General features: G+C 57.8%; 22 protein-coding genes. 12 read left to right on the top strand and 10 right to left on the bottom strand.

Translation table 11 applies throughout. The annotated features are described in order from the left end of the window. Nucleotides 1-63: 63 nt before the first annotated feature. Both M5B97_RS26620 and M5B97_RS26615 read left to right on the top strand, forming a co-directional pair. The gene (locus M5B97_RS26620; protein WP_349292536.1) at nt 64-606 is read left to right on the top strand and encodes a thioredoxin family protein; all 543 of its coding nucleotides are present in this window, start codon (nt 64-66) and stop codon (nt 604-606) included. 80 nt (nt 607-686) lie between these two features. Further along, entirely contained in the window at nt 687-1754 is a 1068-nt protein-coding gene (locus M5B97_RS26615) for an AI-2E family transporter (protein ID WP_134660677.1), read from the top strand. A gap of 3 nt (nt 1755-1757) precedes the next feature. Here the strand turns inward: M5B97_RS26615 and M5B97_RS26610 are convergent, their stop codons facing one another. From M5B97_RS26610 to M5B97_RS26600, 3 genes are all read right to left on the bottom strand, one after another. Continuing rightward, entirely contained in the window at nt 1758-1940 is a 183-nt protein-coding gene (locus M5B97_RS26610; protein ID WP_248733147.1) for a hypothetical protein, read from the bottom strand. A gap of 91 nt (nt 1941-2031) precedes the next feature. Then, on the bottom strand, nt 2032-2226 hold the full coding sequence (locus tag M5B97_RS26605; RefSeq protein WP_248733146.1) for a hypothetical protein: 195 nt from the start codon (nt 2224-2226) through the stop codon (nt 2032-2034). A gap of 231 nt (nt 2227-2457) precedes the next feature. Beyond that, on the bottom strand, nt 2458-2811 hold the full coding sequence (locus M5B97_RS26600) for a hypothetical protein (protein WP_060752428.1): 354 nt from the start codon (nt 2809-2811) through the stop codon (nt 2458-2460). 156 nt (nt 2812-2967) lie between these two features. On the opposite strand from M5B97_RS26600, the gene M5B97_RS26595 reads away from it, so the two are divergent. Next, nucleotides 2968-3786 carry a shikimate 5-dehydrogenase gene (locus tag M5B97_RS26595; RefSeq protein WP_123715279.1) on the top strand — a complete coding sequence of 273 codons (819 nt, stop codon included), beginning with the start codon at nt 2968-2970 and terminating at the stop codon, nt 3784-3786. A 114-nt stretch (nt 3787-3900) separates the two neighbouring features. Here M5B97_RS26595 and M5B97_RS26590 read toward each other — a convergent pair whose 3' ends face one another. Continuing rightward, nucleotides 3901-4548, bottom strand: a complete 648-nt coding sequence (locus M5B97_RS26590; RefSeq protein ID WP_248733145.1) for a DUF480 domain-containing protein — start codon at nt 4546-4548, stop codon at nt 3901-3903. Between the two features lie 117 nt (nt 4549-4665). Here M5B97_RS26590 and M5B97_RS26585 point away from each other — a divergent pair, with 117 nt between their 5' ends. After that, nucleotides 4666-5175: a DUF1993 domain-containing protein gene (locus tag M5B97_RS26585; RefSeq protein ID WP_123715281.1), complete on the top strand. Its 510-nt coding sequence runs from the start codon at nt 4666-4668 to the stop codon at nt 5173-5175. 62 nt (nt 5176-5237) lie between these two features. On the opposite strand, the gene sstT is transcribed toward M5B97_RS26585, so the two are convergent. Next, nucleotides 5238-6458 (bottom strand): serine/threonine transporter SstT, encoded by a 1221-nt coding sequence (gene sstT / locus M5B97_RS26580; RefSeq protein WP_248733144.1) that lies wholly within the window; start codon nt 6456-6458, stop codon nt 5238-5240. A 240-nt stretch (nt 6459-6698) separates the two neighbouring features. Here sstT and M5B97_RS26575 point away from each other — a divergent pair, with 240 nt between their 5' ends. Further along, nucleotides 6699-7856 (top strand): MFS transporter, encoded by a 1158-nt coding sequence (locus M5B97_RS26575; RefSeq protein ID WP_248733143.1) that lies wholly within the window; start codon nt 6699-6701, stop codon nt 7854-7856. A gap of 4 nt (nt 7857-7860) precedes the next feature. Here M5B97_RS26575 and nhaR read toward each other — a convergent pair whose 3' ends face one another. Next, the gene (gene nhaR / locus M5B97_RS26570; RefSeq protein WP_123715284.1) at nt 7861-8763 is read right to left on the bottom strand and encodes a transcriptional activator NhaR; all 903 of its coding nucleotides are present in this window, start codon (nt 8761-8763) and stop codon (nt 7861-7863) included. 134 nt (nt 8764-8897) lie between these two features. Between nhaR and M5B97_RS26565 the strand changes: the two genes are divergently transcribed. The 4 genes from M5B97_RS26565 (at nt 8898) to mnmH (ending at nt 12152) form a co-directional block, all read left to right on the top strand. After that, the gene (locus M5B97_RS26565; protein WP_248733142.1) at nt 8898-9149 is read left to right on the top strand and encodes a hypothetical protein; all 252 of its coding nucleotides are present in this window, start codon (nt 8898-8900) and stop codon (nt 9147-9149) included. A gap of 31 nt (nt 9150-9180) precedes the next feature. Continuing rightward, the gene (locus tag M5B97_RS26560) at nt 9181-9930 is read left to right on the top strand and encodes a TerC family protein (RefSeq protein ID WP_134660681.1); all 750 of its coding nucleotides are present in this window, start codon (nt 9181-9183) and stop codon (nt 9928-9930) included. 93 nt (nt 9931-10023) lie between these two features. Next, nucleotides 10024-11058, top strand: a complete 1035-nt coding sequence (selD, locus tag M5B97_RS26555) for a selenide, water dikinase SelD (protein WP_134660682.1) — start codon at nt 10024-10026, stop codon at nt 11056-11058. After that, nucleotides 11058-12152: a tRNA 2-selenouridine(34) synthase MnmH gene (mnmH, locus tag M5B97_RS26550; RefSeq protein ID WP_248733141.1), complete on the top strand. Its 1095-nt coding sequence runs from the start codon at nt 11058-11060 to the stop codon at nt 12150-12152. The genes selD and mnmH overlap by 1 nt, the downstream gene beginning before the upstream one ends. 29 nt (nt 12153-12181) lie before the next feature. Here mnmH and M5B97_RS26545 read toward each other — a convergent pair whose 3' ends face one another. Both M5B97_RS26545 and M5B97_RS26540 read right to left on the bottom strand, forming a co-directional pair. Next, on the bottom strand, nt 12182-13237 hold the full coding sequence (locus tag M5B97_RS26545; RefSeq protein WP_248733140.1) for a permease: 1056 nt from the start codon (nt 13235-13237) through the stop codon (nt 12182-12184). A 44-nt stretch (nt 13238-13281) separates the two neighbouring features. Continuing rightward, a complete protein-coding gene (locus M5B97_RS26540; protein WP_134660685.1) occupies nt 13282-13983 on the bottom strand; it encodes a histidine phosphatase family protein in 702 nt (233 codons plus the stop codon). Between the two features lie 166 nt (nt 13984-14149). Here M5B97_RS26540 and M5B97_RS26535 point away from each other — a divergent pair, with 166 nt between their 5' ends. The 3 genes from M5B97_RS26535 (at nt 14150) to hemB (ending at nt 16805) form a co-directional block, all read left to right on the top strand. Further along, a complete protein-coding gene (locus M5B97_RS26535) occupies nt 14150-14848 on the top strand; it encodes a glutathione S-transferase N-terminal domain-containing protein (RefSeq protein ID WP_248733139.1) in 699 nt (232 codons plus the stop codon). A gap of 18 nt (nt 14849-14866) precedes the next feature. Continuing rightward, entirely contained in the window at nt 14867-15709 is an 843-nt protein-coding gene (locus tag M5B97_RS26530; RefSeq protein ID WP_248733138.1) for a PhzF family phenazine biosynthesis protein, read from the top strand. A gap of 121 nt (nt 15710-15830) precedes the next feature. Continuing rightward, nucleotides 15831-16805 carry a porphobilinogen synthase gene (gene hemB, locus M5B97_RS26525; RefSeq protein WP_123715293.1) on the top strand — a complete coding sequence of 325 codons (975 nt, stop codon included), beginning with the start codon at nt 15831-15833 and terminating at the stop codon, nt 16803-16805. Between the two features lie 1263 nt (nt 16806-18068). Here the strand turns inward: hemB and M5B97_RS26520 are convergent. Next, entirely contained in the window at nt 18069-18710 is a 642-nt protein-coding gene (locus tag M5B97_RS26520) for a hypothetical protein (protein ID WP_248733137.1), read from the bottom strand. 3 nt (nt 18711-18713) lie between these two features. Continuing rightward, the coding region (locus tag M5B97_RS26515; protein WP_248733136.1) for an RHS repeat-associated core domain-containing protein at nt 18714-19533 on the bottom strand (820 nt) is incomplete at its 5' end.

Below are 19533 nucleotides of genomic sequence, written 5' to 3'. Positions count from 1 at the left end.
GACACAGGTGGGATACCTCAGGGGGGTCCAATGGGCACTCTGAGAACCGAAAAGGTAATGATCATGCGGTCTATCACATTGCTGTTCGCCGGCCTGTTGCTGACTGTTGCGCTGTTCTTCAGCGTGGTGGCCAGCCGTGAAACCCAGGCTGGCAACATGGGCGCCATGCCATCACTGGCGGGTGCGACCGAATGGCTCAACGCCCCACCACTGAATGCGCAGACGCTCAAAGGCAAAGTGGTGCTGGTGGATTTCTGGACCTACGACTGCATCAACTGCCGGCGCGCGCTGCCGTACGTAAAAGAGTGGGCGAAACGCTACGAAAAGGATGGCCTGGTGGTCGTTGGCGTGCACACTCCGGAATACGCCTACGAACATGTCAGCGGTAACGTCAGGGAGCAGGTGCGCCAGTTGGGCATCACCTACCCGGTAGCTCTTGATAACAACTACGCAATCTGGCGCAGTTTCGATAACCAGTTCTGGCCGGCCCATTACCTGATCGATGCCAAGGGCCAGGTGCGTTACAGCCACTTTGGCGAGGGTGATTATGAAGCCCAGGAGCAAGTGATCCAGGCGCTGTTGAAAGAGGCGAAGGCTATTGATTAAAGGGATGGCACTCCCGGGTTCGCCCGCGGACTAAGCAGAAGGGCCGATGAAGGCCCACTGTTTTCTGACACGGACCGGACATGAACCAAACCAACCTGCAATTCAAAACCCTATTGTTGTTGCTGGCCCTGGTGACCATTGCCTTTATCTGGATATTGCTGCCGTTCTACGGCGCGGTGTTCTGGGCGGTGATCCTCGGCGTCATCTTTGCACCCATGCAACGCCGGCTGCAGCGACGCTTTGGCTGGAACCGCAACCTGACCTCTTTGGGCACGTTGACGGTGTGCCTGGTGATCGCGATTCTGCCGGTCATCATCACCAGCGTATTGCTGGTGCAGGAAGGGGCGACGCTGTACAAAAACGTCGAAAGCGGCAAGCTGGACGTCGCCGGGTATATCGAACAGTTCAAGAACGTGTTGCCGCCGTATTTCCAGCACCTGCTGGATCGGTTCGGCATGGGTAACCTGGAAGGCTTGCGCGAAAAGATCGTCAAGAGCGCGATGCAGGGCAGCCAGTTCTTTGCGACCCAGGCGTTCAGCTTCGGCCAGGGTACGTTTGATTTCCTGGTGAGCTTTTTCATCATGCTGTATCTGCTGTTTTTCCTGCTGCGCGACGGTCCGGAACTGGTGCGTAAGGTACGCACGGCGGTGCCGCTGGCCGAGCCTCAGAAACGTCGCCTGCAACTCAAGTTCAATCGGGTGGTGCGCGCTACTGTCAAGGGCAACGTGCTGGTGGCCGTGACTCAGGGCGCACTGGGCGGTTTGATCTTCTGGTTTCTGGACATTCCCAGCGCGTTGCTCTGGGCGGTGTTGATGGCGTTTCTATCCCTGCTGCCGGCGGTGGGCGCGGGGATTGTGTGGGGGCCAGTGGCCGCTTACTTCCTGTTGAGCGGTTCGGTCTGGCAGGGCGTGGTGCTGGCGTCGTTTGGCGTTTTGGTGATCGGCATGGTGGACAACGTGCTGCGCCCGATTTTGGTGGGCAAGGACACGAAAATGCCTGACTACCTGATCCTGATCTCGACCCTGGGCGGCCTGTCGGTATTCGGCCTCAACGGGTTCGTGATCGGCCCATTGGTGGCGGCGTTGTTCATGTCCTGTTGGGCGCTGTTTGTGGAAACCAAGCCACGGGTCAAGCTGCCTTTGCCGTAGTTTTCAGGCGTTGAGGCTGAAATTGGCTGCGCATAGCAGTTGTTTTTCAGCATCGGATAACGACGTCAGCGGGCCGCTGATAGGCTCGCCATCGCGTACTACGTACCAACAGGCGAGCAGGCCCAGCTCCCGAAGTGAGGTGGGGACGGCGCTACCGATGACGGACATGATTTGAACAGTGGGCATAAGGACCTCCAATCGCTATTGAGGTCACCTTACGGGGCTCTGCGGTGCAGGAAAAATCACCTGGCTTGATAGTCGACATCGACGCGAGGCGTCAGTCCACGACCTGATCGAGCATGTTCATCACTTCTTGCTCATTGAGCAAACCCTTGCGCACCAGGTTTTCCGCAAGCAGCGCGAGGAATTTGGCGCTGCGGTGGCCTTCCAGGTGCTTGAGCTCCGTGAGGGCGCTGTAGACCCTGCTGGAGGTGCAGAGGCCGGCGGTACGGTGCGGGTTTTGCGTGGGCATGGTCAGTCGTCCTTAATTGTTATTGGCTGGACAGGTCGATAGTGAGTCCGTTTCGTGACGTAAACATGACAGGGCGGGCCTCGATCGAGCAAGAAGACATTCAACCCTCATGATGTGGGATTACCGCCCAAGCATTGTCCTCACTGCGACCTTGGCAAGATAAATCCAGACTTTAAAGGCAAAAAAAGGCCCCGCGTGTGGGCGAGGCCTGTTCAGTCAATCTGTTCGAGGTTACCAGCCTCGGCCGTAATAGCCGTGAGGAGGGCCGTAGTAGCCGCGCGGAGGGCCGTAATAGACCGGCGCCGGGCGGTAGTAAACCCGTTCTTGCACATACACCGGCGGCGGCGGTGCATAGTAGACCGGCGGCGGAGCGGCATAGACCGGTTGCGGCTGGACATAGACCGGCTGCTGCACGTAGACCGGCTGGGATTGGCTGGCCACCACCGAGCCCACTACAGCGGCGCCGACTAAAGCACCCAGAACGGCCGGGCCACCCCAACCACCACCGTGGGCGGAGGCTTGGCCTGCCATAGCGAGTGCGCCGACAAGCAAGGCGATTTTGGGGATTTTACGAATCATGGTCATTCCTCGGTTAGCCCCTGCGCTTGTGGTCTGCAATCAATAGACTCAAGGATTGTCGCGGGGATACTTTTAAGACAACGTATTTCTGAAAAACAGCACGGCCGATAGGTAAATGTTGTGTAAGGTCTGTACCGATTTGCTTACTCAAAGGAGTTATCCATGCAGATGCACCCCAACAAAGACACCAAACTGTGTATGTCATTGTCGGCGCGTCCCGGGAATTTCGGTTTGCGGTTCCACAACCACCTTTACGAACAGTTGGGGTTGAACTTCTACTATAAAGCGTTCAGCAGCCAGGATTTACCCGGGGCGATAGGTGGCATCCGAGCGCTGGGCATTCGTGGGTGCGGTGTGTCCATGCCGTTCAAGGAGGCTGCGATCGCCCTGGTCGACGAGCTGGACGATTCGGTCCGGGCCATTGATTCCCTGAACACCATCGTCAACACCGACGGCCGCCTCAAAGCCTACAACACTGACTATATCGCCATCGAGCAACTGCTGAAAAAGCACGCGGTGCCCAAGGACTCGACCTTCGCCTTGCGTGGCAGCGGCGGCATGGCCAAGGCCGTGGCCAGCGCCTTGCGTGACGGTGGTTATGCCAATGGTGTGATTGTGGCGCGCAACGCAGTGGCTGGGCGCGCGCTGGCGCAAAACCTGGGGTATGAGTGGCAGGCCGACCTGGGTGACTTGCGCCCGCAGATGCTGGTCAACGTGACGCCGATCGGCATGAGCGGTGGTGCCGAGGCCGATCAATTGGCCTTCGAGGCTGACGCTGTGGATGCTGCGGACACGGTGTTTGATGTGGTGGCGATCCCCGCCGAAACGCCGCTGATCGTGCGTGGCCGTGCCAAAGGCAAGCGGGTGATTACCGGCCTGGAAGTGATCGCAATCCAGGCGCTGGAGCAGTTTGTGTTGTATACCGGCGTGCGGCCGACGCAGCAGCAGTTTGAGGCGGCCGTAGCTTTTGCCCGAGGCTGAAGCCTGCTTGAGAACCAATGTTGGAACGGGCTTGCATCGCCAATGCGGTAGATCAGTTGAGGGTCAATTGACACCGCGTTGGCGAGCAAGCCCGCTGCCACATGTTTAATCCAATTACGCCTGTTCCAACTGTGTCAGTCGTTCTTCCAGTGCTGCAATCCGCGCTTCCAGCTCTTCAATACGGTCCACAGACACCCCGGCTCCACGCTCGGCCGGATTCCCTCGCGCCGCGATAATCGCCTCGATATCCGCCGGATCGCCCAGCGCGTGGGTGTACCGATCTTCCCGCTGGCCCGCCTGGCGCGGCACCAGTACCGCCAGCCCGCGCGCAATCAGACGCTCAAGCTGGTGCACCACCTGCTCGGCATCTTCGAAGTCATGCATGCGCCCGCTGCGGGTCAGCAGTTCATTGACCGTCTGTGGCCCGCGCAGAAACAGCAGCCCGATCAGGATCACCTGGGCCGGCACCAGTTCCAGCGCCTTGTCTACACGGTGTTCCCAGCGATCGGCACGGCTGCCCATTACCAGCCGGGCGAAACCTTGGCCTTCCAGTGCACGCAGGCTCTGGCCGACCTGGCCCTGGGAAAGGTTGGTCACAGGTTCGCGGCTGGTCTTCTGGTTGCAGGCCAGTACCAGGGCATTGAGGGTCAGGGGGTAGGTTTCCGGGTTGGTCGCCTGTTTTTCGATCAGGCAGCCCAGGATGCGGATTTCCGTGCTGGTGAGGCGCGGCTCAGGGGTTTCGGTGTCATGCTCAGCGGTCATCGCGCTTTTCCCTATGCAGTGAGCCCACTAGCCTATGCCGGAAAAAATAAAAGACAAGCGGCGGGCAGGTCTATAATCGCTGCTGGCTTCAAACCCTGCCATAACCGTGAGACTGTCATGACTATTTCTCTGTACGCCGCGTCTGTCCCTGTCTTCAAGCAAATGCTCACCGCGCTGAGCGATGTGCTGAACAAAGCCGAAGCCCACGCCACCGCCCGGAACATCGAGCCCAACGCCTTGCTGCAAGCGCGCCTGTTCCCTGACATGTTCCAGCTGGTACGCCAGGTCCAGATCGCTGTCGACTTCGCCAAAGGCGTCAGCGCCCGCCTGGCCGAGATCGAAGTGCCCAAATATGAAGATAAGGAAGTCACCTTCGCCGACCTGCAAGCGCTGATCGCCAAGGTGCTGGCCTTCATCGACACCCTCAAGCCCGAGCAGATCGACGGCAAGGAAGGCATCGAGATCATCACCCGTCCAGGCACGCCGAAAGAGAAGCGCTTCAGCGGCCAGTCCTACCTGTTGACCTACGGCCTGCCGCAGTTCTTCTTCCACGTCACTACCGCTTACGCCTTGCTGCGCCACAACGGTGTGGAAATCGGCAAGCGCGACTACATGGGCGCTTTCTAAGCGCAAAAAAAGCCCGGGTTGGTTCGTGCTCGAACCGCCCCGGGCTTTTTCTTGCCTGACCGTTAAGCTGGCTGCTCGTCCTGGCCCAGGCACGCCGCAGCGGTAAACAGCACGTCGGTGGACGAGTTCAGCGCGGTTTCCGCCGAATCCTGGAGTACGCCGATAATGAACCCGACCGCAACCACCTGCATGGCGATCTCACTGGGAATACCGAACAGGCTGCATGCCAGGGGAATCAGCAGCAGCGAACCACCGGCCACACCCGAGGCTCCGCAGGCGCACACCGCCGCCACTACGCTGAGCAGCACCGCGGTAGGCAGGTCGACCGCAATCCCAAGGGTGTGTACGGCTGCCAGGGTCAACACGGTGATGGTGATCGCGGCACCGGCCATGTTGATGGTGGCACCCAGCGGAATCGACACCGAGTAGGTGTCTTCATGCAGGCCCAGGCGCTTGCTCAACGCGAGGTTCACCGGGATATTCGCCGCCGAACTGCGGGTGAAGAAAGCCGTGATGCCACTTTCACGCAGGCACATCAGCACCAGTGGGTAAGGGTTGCGGCGCAGTTTCCAGTACACGATGGCCGGGTTCATCACCAACGCCACAAACAGCATGCAGCCGATCAGCACGGCCAGCAGGTGAGCGTAGCCGAGCAGGGCGCCGAAGCCGGAGGTGGCCAGCGTCGACGCCACGAGACCAAAGATGCCCAGAGGCGCGAAGCGAATCACAACGCGCACCATCAATGTCACGCCATTGGACAGGTCGTCGAGCACCGTGCGGGTCGTCTCACCGGCATGGCGAATGGCGACACCCAGGCCGATAGCCCAGGCCAGGATGCCGATAAAGTTGGCGTTCACCAGGGCATTGATCGGGTTGTCCACCACGCTCAGTAGCAGGCTTTGCAGCACTTCGCCGATGCCGCCCGGGGCGCTGACTGTGGCGTCATGGGTGGCTAGCACGAGCGTCGAGGGGAACAGCGTGCTGCCGATCACCGCTACCACGGCGGCGGCAAAGGTGCCGAGCAGGTATAGGAACAGTATCGGCTTGATATGGGTTTGCTGGCCATGTCTATGGTTGGCAATCGACGCCATCACCAACACAAACACCAGGATCGGCGCCACGCCCTTGAGTGCGGCGACAAATACCTTGCCGATAAAACCGGTGGCCCTGGCGGCCTCAGGTGCAAGGAGGGCCAGGAGGATGCCGGCTGTCAGGCCGAGGACGATTTGCGTGACCAGGCTGACACGGGCCAGTCGTTGTAAAAGGGAAGGGGCAGCAGTCATAAACACTTGTCTCTAATTTTTTGAAGGTACAGCGGCGCACGCAGAAAAGGCTGTAGGACGCGAGGGCGCGAAGTCTAGCATGCCGTCATCCGTGCCCCAGGCGCTGCGACATCGCGTCACCCACGTCCCAGGGCCTTCGCCAAACCTGGACACACTCTGTTAAGATTCTTGCCTCTCATCTTTCCTCTCTGTCAGCGAGCCCTTCGGGCTGTCGTTGATGTCGTTGTTTCTGGAGTTTTCATGCTGTTTCCCATCCTGCTGCTGTCGGCCGCCGGCTTTACCGTGCTGACCACAGAATTCGTCATCGTCGGTTTATTGCCATCCATCGCCCGCGACCTGCACGTCAGCGTGTCCCAGGCGGGGCTGCTGGTGACTTTGTTCGCCTTTACCGTGGCGGCGTTTGGCCCGTTTCTGACGGCGTACTTCGCCCGTTTCCCACGCAAGCGCCTGTTTATCACCATCCTGATTATGTTCGGCGTGGCCAATACCGTGGCGGCCCTTGCGCCGAATATCTGGATGATGGCGCTGGCGCGCTTGATTCCAGCCCTGGGGCTGCCGGTGTTCTGGGCCTTGGCCAGTGAGACGGCGGTGGATATCGTCGGCCCGGAGTACGCCGGGCGTGCGATCGAGAAAATCGGCTTCGGCATCGTCTGCGCCACAGTGTTTGGTATTCCCGTGGGTACGCTGATTTCCGACATGTTCGGCTGGCGCACTGCGTTTGCCATCCTTGCAGTGGTGGCTCTGGCCAAGGCGCTGCTGCTGTTTCTGTATTTGCCGGCGACCGAACCGAAGCGCGATCAAGTGACGTTGCGTTCGCAGTTCAAGATCCTGCGCAACCCGCTGATGCAGGGCCATATCCTGTTATCGATCCTGGTGTTCAGCGGCATGTTCACGGCCTACACCTACCTGGCGGATATCCTCGAGCGCCTGGCCGGGTTCGACGGTACGCTGGTGGGCTGGTGCCTGATGGGCTTTGGTGCGGTCGGCTTGATCGGCAATTCCCTTGGCGGGCGTGCGGTGGACCGGCACCCCTTGATCGCGTCCATGGTGTTCTGCGGCTTCATGATCGCGGGCATGGTGGCGCTGGTGCCGGCGATTCACTCTACGGTCGGCCTGGCTGCGGCGATGGCGGTGTGGGGCGTGACCCAGGCGGCGATGTTCCTGGTCAGCCATGTGCGCTTGATGAAGGCCGCGCCCCATGCACCCGCGTTTGCCGCGTCGTTGAATATCGCCGGGGCCAATCTTGGGATCGGCCTGGGAGCGATGGTCGGGGGGCATGTGATCGACACCCTGGGCCTGGGCAGCCTGGGCTTCGCGGCCTCCGGGTTTATTCTGGTGTCGATCCTGCTGGCGCTGTGGCTGATGAGCGCCCGACCAACCCACGCGACCAACGCCTGAAGCCTCAGGGCAGGGTGGTAAACAGTTCCCGTCGAGCACCCTCGGTAATGGCCACGATGCCAGGGTGCTTGACCTTGCGCTCTACCGAGATCGCGTAAAACGACTCGGTCACCGCATCGGTCTGGCCGATCAGCGCCACACCGTATTGGCGCACCACCTCGTCGGCGATCACGCTTGGCGCGATGAAAATCCCGCTGCCGGATTGGCCAAACGCCTGCATCAAGGCGCTGTCGTCAAACTCACCAATGATCTTCGGTTGAATCTGCTGCTCGGCAAACCAGCGCTGCAAACGGCTGCGCACGACGGTTTCTGCCCCTGGAATCAACAGCGGCGCGCCCTGCAAGCACTGTGGGAAGTCGCCACTGTATTCGTCAGCCAATGCCTGGGTGGCGAAAAAACTGATGCCGCACTCGCCCAGCTTCTGACTGTAGCCCTTGATATCCAGGTGCGTAGGCATCGGACTGTCGGAAATCACCAGGTCCAGGCGTTGGATCGCCAGGTCGGCCAACAGGCGTTCGAGTTTGTCCTCGCGACAGGTGATACGAATAGGCTCGCTTAGCTCCATGGTCGGCGCGATCAGCCGATAGACGATGGACTTGGGCACCACGTCCGCCACGCCGACCCGAAACAGGATCTGCTGCTCATTGGGCTGGGCGCGCAACATCGCCTCCAGTTCATTGCCGGTCTGGAACATCTGCTCGGCATAGGGCAGCGCCCTGCGCCCGGCTTCGGTCAGTTCCAACTGGCGCCCTACACGCTGAAACAGCGCTATACCGAAGGCTTGCTCCAGCAGGCTGATTTGCCCGCTGATGGTCTGGGGCGTGAGGTTCAACTGCTCGCAGGCGCGCACGATGCTGCCGGTCTTGGCCACCACCCAGAAGTAATGCAACTGTCTGTAATTGAGCATGTGGGTCTACAGTTCGTTAAAACCGAAGTATATGTCATAAAAATACGAATTTTCCTGAACTGTTTGCCTCCCTAGAATGCGTCGCTATCGCGGGGCCACTACTGGGGCCCTCTGGTTCTAAGGAGAAATACATTATGAAACTCAATTCCCTGGGCGCGGCATCGTTGCTTGCGCTTTCATTGGTAATGGTTGGCGGCTGTGATCAAGTTGAAAAAAGTGCGCAGCAGGTGATGGGCAAGGCTACCGAGTCGGCCAAGCAAGTTATCGATGAAACCCATAAGGCTGCCGAGCAGGCCCTGAGCGAAGCGACCCAGGGCTTGATCAGCCCTGAGAAGAAAGACCAGGACGCCGAAAAGACGTCTGAATCCGATACCAAAGAAACCTAATTCCCCAGCCTTACCACCTCAGGACTGACCTATGGATTATCTTTTACAGCTGGCTGCAAGCCCCACTGCCTGGGTAGCGTTGGCCACCTTGATCGTGATGGAAATCGTGCTGGGCATCGATAACCTGATCTTTATCTCGATTCTCACCAACAAGTTGCCGGAGAAACACCGGGCGAAAGCGCGACGTATCGGCATCAGCATGGCATTGGTCCTGCGCCTGGGCCTTTTGAGCACCATCGCGTTCATCGTGCAGTTGACGACGCCGGTGATCGAAGTCTTCGGCCAGGCATTTTCGTGGAAGGACATGATCCTGATCGCCGGTGGCTTGTTCCTGGTATGGAAGGCGACCACCGAAATCCATCACAGCATGGACCCGGAGCCGGAAGAGAAGGTCAGCGCCGGTAATGGCGTGTCCATCGGTTTTGCGGCTGCGATTGGCCAGATCCTGATGCTCGACCTGGTGTTTTCCATCGACAGCATCATCACCGCCGTGGGCATGACCGAGCACCTGCCGATCATGATCATTGCCGTGGTGGTCTCGGTGATCGTGATGCTGGTGGCGGCGGAACCGTTGGCCAAGTTCATCAACGACAACCCGACGGTGGTGATGCTGGCCCTGGGCTTCCTGATCATGATCGGCATGACCTTGATCGCCGAAGGCTTCGGCGCCCATGTGCCAAAAGGTTATGTATACGCGGCCATGGCGTTCTCGGCGGCGATCGAACTGCTGAACATGGCGCGACGTAATCGCCACAAACGCCTGCTCGCTGCCAGACAGTAAGAGGTGATAGGCAAAGGCCAACTGTGCTCCACGAGCCCAGTTGGCCTTTTGCTGTCTGGTAGACTCCACTCACTTGTCAGCTTGAGGACCACCATGAACGAGCCTATTCGCCTCACCCAATACAGCCACGGCGCGGGTTGCGGCTGCAAGATTTCGCCCCAGGTATTGGAAGTGATCCTTGCCGGCAGTGGTGCGCAGAACCTCGACCCCAACCTGTGGGTGGGTAATGCCTCGCGCGATGATGCGGCGGTGTACGCCATCGACGACGAGCGTGGTGTGGTCTCCACCACTGATTTCTTCATGCCGATTGTCGATGACCCCTTCGACTTCGGCCGCATTGCCGCGACCAATGCCATCAGCGATATCTACGCCATGGGCGGCGACCCACTGATGGCCATTGCCATTCTCGGCTGGCCGGTGAATGTGCTGGCGCCGGAGATTGCCCGGGAGGTCATTCGTGGTGGCCGTTCAGTGTGTGACGCGGCGGGCATCCCTCTGGCCGGTGGCCACTCCATTGATGCGCCGGAGCCGATCTTCGGTCTGGCCGTGACCGGTATCGTGCAAAAGCGCCATATGAAACGCAACGACACCGCCACTGCCGGCTGCAAGTTGTATCTGACCAAACCACTGGGCATCGGCGTTCTGACTACCGCTGAAAAGAAGGGCAAGTTACGCGAGGCCGATGTGGGTCTGGCCCGCGACTGGATGTGCACCCTCAACAAGCCGGGCAGCCGTTTCGGCAAGCTGCCCGGCGTGACGGCCATGACTGATGTGACCGGTTTCGGCTTGCTGGGGCACTTGGTGGAAATGGCCGATGGCAGTGGCCTGACGGCGCGCATCGAATACGCCAAAGTACCGTTGCTGCCGGGCGTAGAGTATTACCTGGACCAAGGCTGCATGCCCGGGGGTACGTTGCGTAACTTCGACAGCTACGCGAGCAAACTCGGGCGCCTTCAGGAATTGCACAAGCGCGTTCTGTGCGATCCGCAGACCAGTGGTGGCTTGTTGATTGCCGTGACGCCCGAGGGCGACGCCGAATTCCATACAGTCGCCGCCGAACTGGGCTTGAGCCTCGAATCGATCGGCGAGTTGGGTGAGCGACAGACCCATGCGGTAGAGGTGTTTTGATGGCTGCTGACATCACCGATTACCGCGATATTTTCCTCAATGATCGGCCGATGATGGATACCCGTGCGCCGATCGAGTTCACCAAGGGCGCGTTCCCCGGGGTGACCAACTTGCCGCTGATGACCGATGACGAGCGGCAACGGGTCGGCACCTGCTACAAGCAGCAAGGCCAGCAGGCAGCCATTGTGTTGGGGCATGAACTGGTGTCCGGGGCGATCAAGGCGCAGCGCATCGAACAATGGGCGCAGTTCGCCAAGGCCAATCCCGACGGGTACCTGTACTGTTTTCGGGGTGGGTTGCGCTCACAGATCGTGCAGCAGTGGCTGAAGACCGAAGCTGGCATTGAGTATCCACGTGTCGGCGGTGGCTACAAGGCCATGCGCACCTTTCTGTTGGAGACCTTGGAGCAGGCGACGCACGCGTGCGATTTCGTGTTGCTGGGCGGCATGACGGGCACCGGCAAAACCGAAGTGCTCAGCCAGCTGCGCAATGCGCTGGATCTGGAGGGGCATGCCAATCACCGCGGCTCCAGCTTCGGCAAGCGTGCTACGGCGCAGCCGTCCAACATCGATTTCGAAAACCGCCTGGCGGTGGACCTGCTGAAAAAACGCGCCGGGGGTATCGAACAGTTTGTGGTCGAGGACGAGAGCCGCATGATCGGCAGTTGTGCGCTGCCGCTGCCGTTGCACAAAGGCATGCAGACGTTTCCGATGGTCTGGCTCGAAGACAGCCTGGAGGGCCGTGTCGAGCGAATCCTGCGTGATTACGTGGTCGAACTCTGTGCCGAATTCATCAAGGTCTATGGCGAAACCGGTCAGGTACGGTTTGCCGAGCGCCTGACCCAGAGCCTGGCCAATATTCACAAGCGCCTGGGCGGCGAACGCTTCCAGCGGCTACAGGCAATCTTGCAGGACGCCTTGGCGGAACAGGCCCGCACGGGTGCAGTGGACCTGCACCGAGACTGGATCGAAGGGTTGCTGCGCGAGTATTACGACCCGATGTACGCCTTTCAAAAGGAAAGCAAAGGCGCTCGGATCGAGTTTTCGGGAGAGCAGGGGGCCGTGGTGGAGTATCTGCGTGAAAGGATGGGGTGACCTTTCTGGCCCCCCATGCCTGAGAGTAACTAGAGGATGACCGCTCCGATCAACCCACACACCACACCCACCAACATGGTCAACCCGGCCACCGTCACCAGCACCCGCGCATCGAAATCCTTGCGCAGCATCAGCAGTGAAGGCAGGCTCACGCTCGGCAAGGTCATCAGCAAGGCCACGGCCGGGCCGGTGCCCATGCCCAAGGTCATCATGGTTTGTACGATAGGGATTTCGGCGGCGGTCGGAATCACGAACAAGGTGCCGACAATCGCTAATGGCACCAGCCAGAGCAGGCTGTTGGCCATGGCCCCATCCACATGGGGAAACAACCAGACCCGCGCTGCGCCCAGGAGCAGCACGGCCAGGATATAGACCGGGATGGTGCTCCAGAACAATTGCCACAGGGTGCGCAGCCAGCGGCTCAGGAACGGCTGCGATTCCACCAGGCTGACCTCTGCCACCGCCTCCAGTGCGGCATCCGGCACCTGCTCCGGACGCGCAATACGTTGGGCCACCAGGGACACGCCCACTACCAGCACAATCCCCGCCACCAGGCGCAGCGCCGTAAACCCCCAGCCCAGAACAAAGCCCATGAATACCAACGTGGCCGGGTTCAGCACCGGATTGGCAATCCAGAACGCCAACGCCGCCCCCACTGAAACCTGCTGACGACGCAGGCCCGCCGCCACCGGCGCCGCGCAGCAACTGCACATCATCCCGGGCAGGGCGAACAGCCCACCGCGCACGGTCGACCCCAACCCGGCCTTGCCAAACAGACGTAGCAGCCAGTCGCGCGGGATCAACACTTGCAGCAGCGAGCCGAGAATCACCGCCAGCACCGCGGCTCTCCAGATCGCCAGGAAATACACCTGGGCATACGCCAGCGCCGCCGTCAGAGGCGCCGTTTGTTGATCGTTGAGGATTGACGCGCCGATGCTGTGGTTATCCGCCGCCACGAATGCCTTGAAGTAATAGGGCGACCACTTCACGTAGTAAAGGCCGACGCAGGCAACCAGGAGGAACAGGGCGGGCTTCCACCAGAAAGACCAGCCCCGGGCGGGCTGGGTGGAGGTGAGGTTGGGCATGCTGATGATCCGAAGGTGAGTCAATATCGGTGCATCATACGCCCTCAGATGTCAGCGCTCACCTGGGTTGCTTCCGGGCAGGTCTGTTGGCCGTTGTTCAAACCCTGTTGGTAGTTGCGGCTCAGCAATGATGCTTTGCCGTTGTGCCAGGTCAGTGTCAGCACGTACAACGTATCGTAGTCATTGCCGGACCAATCGTGGGCGATGGTGTACTTCGAGCCCACCGCTTCGCTGGCCACTTTGTTGATCAGCTCCGGCAGGTAGCCGTGGGACCAGGCGGTGTAGATGATCGCGTTGTGGTACTTGTCCTCCACCAATTCGTCGGCGAGGGCGCTGGTGTCGTTGGCGGAGTACTTGATATTCACCGGCAGGCCGAGCTTGATGGCGCTGGGCCCGATGGTCATCAATGGACGAATGTAGCTGTAGGAATTGTCATGCTCACCTTCCTCGACATTGCGCGTCGGGTTGGAGGCAAACACATAGTTGGCCTTGCCGAATTTTTCCGGCAACACGGTGGCCAGGTTCATCGCGCGGTTGAGGCCCTGGCAGTTGAGCTGGCCCAGGCCGCCGGCAGGTTTTTCACCATGGCGCAGGAACACCAGGGTTTGCACGCCATCCACCGGCCCGGCATTGATGAGCGGGGATTCAAGGGTCAAGCCGATTGCACCGCCGAGTAATAACAATGATGGCAGCACGTAGGTGTAGCGTTTGAGTCGTTTTACAAGGCACAAAGGTGAGATTGTCATTGTCTGTTCGAGTCTGCATTTCAACGTTTTGGCGCACGTAAGAGTGCACTTTGGCGCTTTGGTTCGCCTGTGCGGCAGCCTAGCGTGGCTATGTTGCGTAATGATGACCCATGCAGGGCGAGGCCCAGATGACTATGATGAGGGCTTTCAGCCTGGGGATTTTCCGATGAATGCACTCGCCGCTTTCCCGATCAACAGCAAATGGCCTGCCCAGCACCCGGAGCGCTTGCAGCTGTATTCGTTGCCGACGCCCAACGGCGTCAAAGTGTCGATCATGCTTGAAGAGTTGGGGTTGCCGTATGAGGCGCACAAGGTCAGCTTCGAGACGCAGGACCAGCTATCCCCCGAGTTCATGTCCCTGAACCCCAACAACAAGATCCCCGCGATCATCGACCCGAATGGCCCCAGCGGCCAGCCGCTGGCGCTGTTCGAGTCCGGTGCGATCCTGATCTACCTTGCGGAAAAGACCAGCCAGCTGCTGTCCGAAGACCCTGCTACCCGCTATGAAACGATCCAGTGGCTGATGTTCCAGATGGCCGGTATCGGCCCGATGTTCGGCCAGGTGGGATTCTTCAACAAGTTTGCCGGCAAGGCTTATGAAGACAAACGCCCGCGTGACCGCTACATCACGGAATCCCGACGTTTGCTGGCGGTACTGGAAAAACGCCTGCTGGGCCGCACCTGGATCATGGGTGATGACTACAGCATTGCCGACATCGCGACATTCCCATGGATCCGCAACCTGATCGGCTTCTATGAAGCCGGCGACCTGGTGGGTATTGCCGATTTCCCTAACGTGCTGCGTGCACTGGACGGATTTGTGGCACGTCCGGCGGTGATCCGTGGCCTGAGTATTCCTGGCTGAACCGCAAAGAGTTGAAGTATGCCGACTTTCGATTTCAAGCAATTGGATGTGTTCAGCGCCGTGCCGCTCAAAGGCAATCCACTGGCCGTGGTGCTGGGCGCCGACAGCCTCACCGACCGGCAGATGGCTGACTTTGCCAACTGGACCAACCTCAGCGAAACCACCTTTCTGCTGGCGCCGCGTGATGCGCGGGCCGATTACCGGGTAAGGATCTTCACCACCCTCACGGAGTTGCCGTTTGCCGGGCACCCCACGCTGGGCAGCTGCTATGCGTGGCTGCAGGCAGGGGGCATTCCGAAAGGCGAAGAGATTATCCAGGAGTGCGAAATCGGCCTGGTGCGTATCCGTCGTCAAGGCGAGGCGTTGGCGTTTATTGCCCCGCCTTTGTTGCGTTCCGGTCCGGTCGAAGGCGCTTTGTTGGAGCGTGTCCGCCTGGGTTTGGGTTTGCCTGCGCAGGCGATTGTGCGCAGTCAATGGGTCGACAATGGGGCGGGATGGATGGCCGTGATGCTGGCTGACCGCGACCAGCTGTTGGCCTTGCAACCGGACTACACGCAACTGCAGGGTTTGGTCGTGGGCGTGATCGCACCCTGTGACCCTGAGCGTGATGAGGTCGACACGCAATTTGAAGTACGCGCTTTCATTGCCGGCGACGGTGCCCCGGAAGATCCGGCTACCGGCAGCTTGAACGCCGGCGTGGCTCAATGGCTGCTGGCTGAAGGGCTGGCGCCCGAGCGCTATAAGGTCAGTCAAGGCACGGCCATCGGGCGAGCGGGGCGCATTCATGTTGAACGCCACGGCGATGAAGTCTGGATTGGCGGTGCGGTGGCGGCATGCATCGAAGGGCGGGTACAGCTCTAGATCAATGAATTGTTACGAGCCGCGCAATACACTGTTGGCCCCTTGGCGTTTGTGCTGCCGGGGCCTGGGGGCATAAGCTTTCGCCCCAACTATTTTTGCCTCTACTGTTTTCAGGAAAACCATGACCAGCCAGTTCCCTCAAGCCCGTCCACGCCGTCTGCGCCGCTCCCCGGAACTGCGCGGCTTGTTCCAGGAAACCGAATTCACCCTCAACGACCTGGTGCTGCCGATTTTCGTCGAAGAAGAAATCGACGACTTCGTACCGATCACCAGCATGCCGGGTGTCGTGCGTATTCCCGAGAAGAAGCTGGCCAGTGAAATCGAGCGCTTTGCCCGCGCCGGGATCAAGTCGGTGATGACCTTCGGCGTGTCCCATCACCTGGACGCGAACGGCAGCGACACGTGGAAGGAACGCGGCCTGGTTTCGCGCATGTCGTCGACCATCAAGGATGCCGTGCCGGAAATGATCGTGATGTCCGACACCTGCTTCTGTGAATACACCGACCACGGCCACTGCGGCGTGATGCACGGTGCCCATGTGGACAACGACGCCACCCTGGTCAACCTCGGCAAGCAAGCCGTGGCCGCCGCCCGTGCCGGTGCCGACGTAATCGCACCGTCGGCGGCAATGGACGGCCAGGTCCAGGCCATCCGCCGCGCCCTGGACGATGCCGGCTTCACCCATATCCCGATCATGGCCTACTCCACCAAATTCGCTTCGGCCCTCTACGGCCCATTCCGCGAAGCCGGCGGCAGCGCGCTCAAGGGCGACCGCAAGAGCTACCAGATGAACCCGATGAACCGCCGCGAAGCCGTACGCGAATCCCTGCTGGACGAACAGGAAGGCGCGGACGCCTTGATGGTCAAGCCAGCCGGCGCCTACCTCGACATCATCCGCGACATCCGCGAAGCCTCACGCCTGCCGGTGGCGGCGTACCAAGTGAGTGGCGAGTACGCGATGATCAAATTCGGCGCGCAAGCCGGGGCGATCGATGAAGCACGTGTAGTACGAGAGACGCTGGGGTCGATCAAGCGTGCGGGAGCGGATTTGATTTTTACGTATTTTGCGATGGACCTGGCGTTGGCGGGGATCTAAGGGGACTGGGCAAGCCTGTGGCGGGGGAGGTTGCTCCGCACAGGTTTGGTTTGCTTAACTTCGAACCTAGGTAGGTTCATTTTGGTGAGCCTAAATAAATTTGCTAATTTCTAGCTTAGTGTCGAGGAAGTAATTAGATGCTTGTTGGTTATAAGTGAGTTTTGGTCGCTTTTAGCTCAACAAACCCGGACTTCTGAGTGGGTGCCTTATCAAGCTCAATAAGGACTATTGAGTCTCCGAGCTTTAGTGCTGTCCATTCGCCATCTTGGTTTTGGATGATTTGAGCCGTTATTTGGGTAAGGCTGTTTATAATATTGATTTGTGGGGTCTTACGTAAGGAAGGGGTGATGTTTTTCCCCAAGTAAAGACTTTATCAAAATCGAGTTCGACATCCTGCTCCTCGCCGATAGCTGGTGAGATACCCATCCAGAGAGCGGTGCCACTTCCAGCAGGCGAGTGGAAGTACACACGTACAGTGTCCGCATCAGAAACTACTTCGCTAACTTGTATCTTCATTGAACTTTTTCGATAGTGTGCAAAGGGGGCGGGTTTGTTTAATTGTTGAATTCAGAAGTGCTAGCTATGAATGTATTCGTACACGTCGCTTTGACAAATTTCCCTGAGTCTCAAGGTTTTGATTGCATGCTCTAATTTTTTTAAGTGTTTAGAGTGGCATATGAGCTGAGCAACACCGTGCGTTTCAGCGTCGTAAAACCTGAATGCCAGAATTTCGTTGTCGTTTAGTATTAACTTGAAGTCGTCAGGTGTGGATATGTGGTTTAAATGACTTAGAAGTCGCCATAGTTGATCTGGCTGACTCTTGTTTTTCATCATTAAAGTCACTGATCTACGGTATGTCTTGAGTCTGTCTGGCTCTATATGATATGGGTTGTGGTTTAAGTGTTCTATGCCTGAATAAACTAATGTTGTTTCATTTTTTTTGAATATGTCTCTAGGTCCCAAATTTTTCGTGAAGCGTTTTAATGTAAGGTACTCTTGGGTCTTATTGTATTGGGGGTAGCTCGTGGAGTACCACATTGCTATGGTTGGCCAATTATTTATTAACAGAGATGCGAGTGCGCACCAAGTTTTCCAAACGCTTTCAAAGTCTTGGTTTAGCAGCGAGAAGGTGGCATATTCTTTTTCGTCTGCTGAATGTGGTTGCTCCCAAGGGCGTATGCCGGAGTGATGTATGAATACTGTGTCCATTAGTTGTCTATTAAATGGTTATGAAGAGCTGTTGTTGATAGTCAGCGGAGCTTTCTATATGGGTTTTCTATGGATATAAGTGTAAACATCTTTTTGCTGGATTTCTTCTAAATGAAGTTTGCTGATGAATTTGGTTATGGCGGGTAGATGTGTTGAATGGCAAATGAGTTGGGCGACGCCATGTGTTTCAAAATCATAAAATCTAAAGGAGATAGAGTCGTCGTTAGAAAGTATTGTTTTGAAATCGTCAATTTTTGAAATGTCTTTCAGTTTGCTTAACTTGTGCCAGAGATGTTCGAGGTTGCTGTTGTTTTTTTGCATGAGTGTTACGGTTGTGTAATAAGATGTCATGCAATTGGGGTCTATCTGGAACGGCTTGCAGTCTAAGTTTGTTATCTGGGAATAGATATTGGTTGATTGGTTTTTTCTTAAAATGTCTTCTGGTTTTGAATTTTTATGGAAGTTTTTTTGAAAAATGTATTCTTGGCTCTTGCTGCAGTGTGGTAGTAAATTTGTGTGCCATTTTACAATTTTTGGCCATTTGGATGTGAGTAACGAGCTGAGCTCGCACCATGTTTCCCAAACGCTCGCATAATCTTGGTTGAGCAGTGTTATCGTTATATAGTTTTTGTCGTGGCTAGGATGCAGTTGGTCCCAAGGGTGAATGCCTATTTCTCTGATGAAAACCGATTTCATTTTTTATCTCTTGAAGTATGAGTGGTTATCTGTATAGTTTTTTAATGGTGCTGTTTTCCCATTTATTCTTACCTCTGTATTGAAGTGTGGACCAAGATTGCCTTTTTTATGGCCGAGCGAGTGTTCCCGTATTTCTATTTGGCGTTCCTGTAGCTCAAATATATACACTCTGCCCTCCGTGTGTTGGTCTTGATCTGTAATCTTAACTCTACGTATTAATGTTGGGTGTTGGGTTTGCGGGACTCCTGCTATTGCTTTTGCTCTTTTAAATGCACCATTTCTAGAGAGATTGCTATTAGCCCCCTTGGGTGGAGCCACATCTCCTTCGTTTACCTTGGCTTGTTTCCAGGGTTCATCAGCGTTGTATGTCGGCTTACATCCATCCCCACCAGGGCATGTGCTCAATCCCAGCGGATCCACCCACCCCGTAGGGTTAGGCACGTACTGGTACGCGTTGACCCCGCCGGCCAGCCTCACCGGATCCGGTGTCAGGTACCGACCAATATCCGGATTGTAGTAGCGATGACGGTTGTAGTGCAGCCCGCTCTCCGCATCGTAGTACTGGCCTTGAAAACGCAACGGATTGTCGATTTTGCCGACATCAAGACGTGCGACTTCTCCGTAGGCGCGGTAGTGCGCGGACCAGACGATTTCGCCGTCAGGTGTCGTGAGTTCCTGCGGCGTGCCGAGGTGGTCGAGTTGGTAGTGGTAGGGCTTCGTTTCCTTCGGGCCAAAACCTTCCAGTAACGCCAGAGGCCGGAAGCTGTCCGGTTCATAGAGATAACTGCGATGGTGCTCCGCGTGGTGCTCGGCAATCAGCTTG

The sequence above is a fragment of the Pseudomonas sp. MWU13-2517 genome, assembly GCF_023242545.1.
Classification (GTDB): Bacteria; Pseudomonadota; Gammaproteobacteria; order Pseudomonadales; family Pseudomonadaceae; genus Aquipseudomonas.
Note: the sequence above shows the minus strand (reverse complement) of the source record. Positions and strands in the feature narration are given on the sequence as shown.

Coding starts and splice junctions, on each gene's coding strand:
- M5B97_RS26620 (WP_349292536.1), top strand. CDS start 64: ATGCGGTCTATCACATTGCTGTTCGCCGGCCTGTTGCTGACTGTTGCG.
- M5B97_RS26615 (WP_134660677.1), top strand. CDS start 687: ATGAACCAAACCAACCTGCAATTCAAAACCCTATTGTTGTTGCTGGCC.
- M5B97_RS26610 (WP_248733147.1), bottom strand. CDS start 1,940: ATGCCCACTGTTCAAATCATGTCCGTCATCGGTAGCGCCGTCCCCACC.
- M5B97_RS26605 (WP_248733146.1), bottom strand. CDS start 2,226: ATGCCCACGCAAAACCCGCACCGTACCGCCGGCCTCTGCACCTCCAGC.
- M5B97_RS26600 (WP_060752428.1), bottom strand. CDS start 2,811: ATGACCATGATTCGTAAAATCCCCAAAATCGCCTTGCTTGTCGGCGCA.
- M5B97_RS26595 (WP_123715279.1), top strand. CDS start 2,968: ATGCAGATGCACCCCAACAAAGACACCAAACTGTGTATGTCATTGTCG.
- M5B97_RS26590 (WP_248733145.1), bottom strand. CDS start 4,548: ATGACCGCTGAGCATGACACCGAAACCCCTGAGCCGCGCCTCACCAGC.
- M5B97_RS26585 (WP_123715281.1), top strand. CDS start 4,666: ATGACTATTTCTCTGTACGCCGCGTCTGTCCCTGTCTTCAAGCAAATG.
- sstT (WP_248733144.1), bottom strand. CDS start 6,458: ATGACTGCTGCCCCTTCCCTTTTACAACGACTGGCCCGTGTCAGCCTG.
- M5B97_RS26575 (WP_248733143.1), top strand. CDS start 6,699: ATGCTGTTTCCCATCCTGCTGCTGTCGGCCGCCGGCTTTACCGTGCTG.
- nhaR (WP_123715284.1), bottom strand. CDS start 8,763: ATGCTCAATTACAGACAGTTGCATTACTTCTGGGTGGTGGCCAAGACC.
- M5B97_RS26565 (WP_248733142.1), top strand. CDS start 8,898: ATGAAACTCAATTCCCTGGGCGCGGCATCGTTGCTTGCGCTTTCATTG.
- M5B97_RS26560 (WP_134660681.1), top strand. CDS start 9,181: ATGGATTATCTTTTACAGCTGGCTGCAAGCCCCACTGCCTGGGTAGCG.
- selD (WP_134660682.1), top strand. CDS start 10,024: ATGAACGAGCCTATTCGCCTCACCCAATACAGCCACGGCGCGGGTTGC.
- mnmH (WP_248733141.1), top strand. CDS start 11,058: ATGGCTGCTGACATCACCGATTACCGCGATATTTTCCTCAATGATCGG.
- M5B97_RS26545 (WP_248733140.1), bottom strand. CDS start 13,237: ATGCCCAACCTCACCTCCACCCAGCCCGCCCGGGGCTGGTCTTTCTGG.
- M5B97_RS26540 (WP_134660685.1), bottom strand. CDS start 13,983: ATGACAATCTCACCTTTGTGCCTTGTAAAACGACTCAAACGCTACACC.
- M5B97_RS26535 (WP_248733139.1), top strand. CDS start 14,150: ATGAATGCACTCGCCGCTTTCCCGATCAACAGCAAATGGCCTGCCCAG.
- M5B97_RS26530 (WP_248733138.1), top strand. CDS start 14,867: ATGCCGACTTTCGATTTCAAGCAATTGGATGTGTTCAGCGCCGTGCCG.
- hemB (WP_123715293.1), top strand. CDS start 15,831: ATGACCAGCCAGTTCCCTCAAGCCCGTCCACGCCGTCTGCGCCGCTCC.
- M5B97_RS26520 (WP_248733137.1), bottom strand. CDS start 18,710: ATGAAATCGGTTTTCATCAGAGAAATAGGCATTCACCCTTGGGACCAA.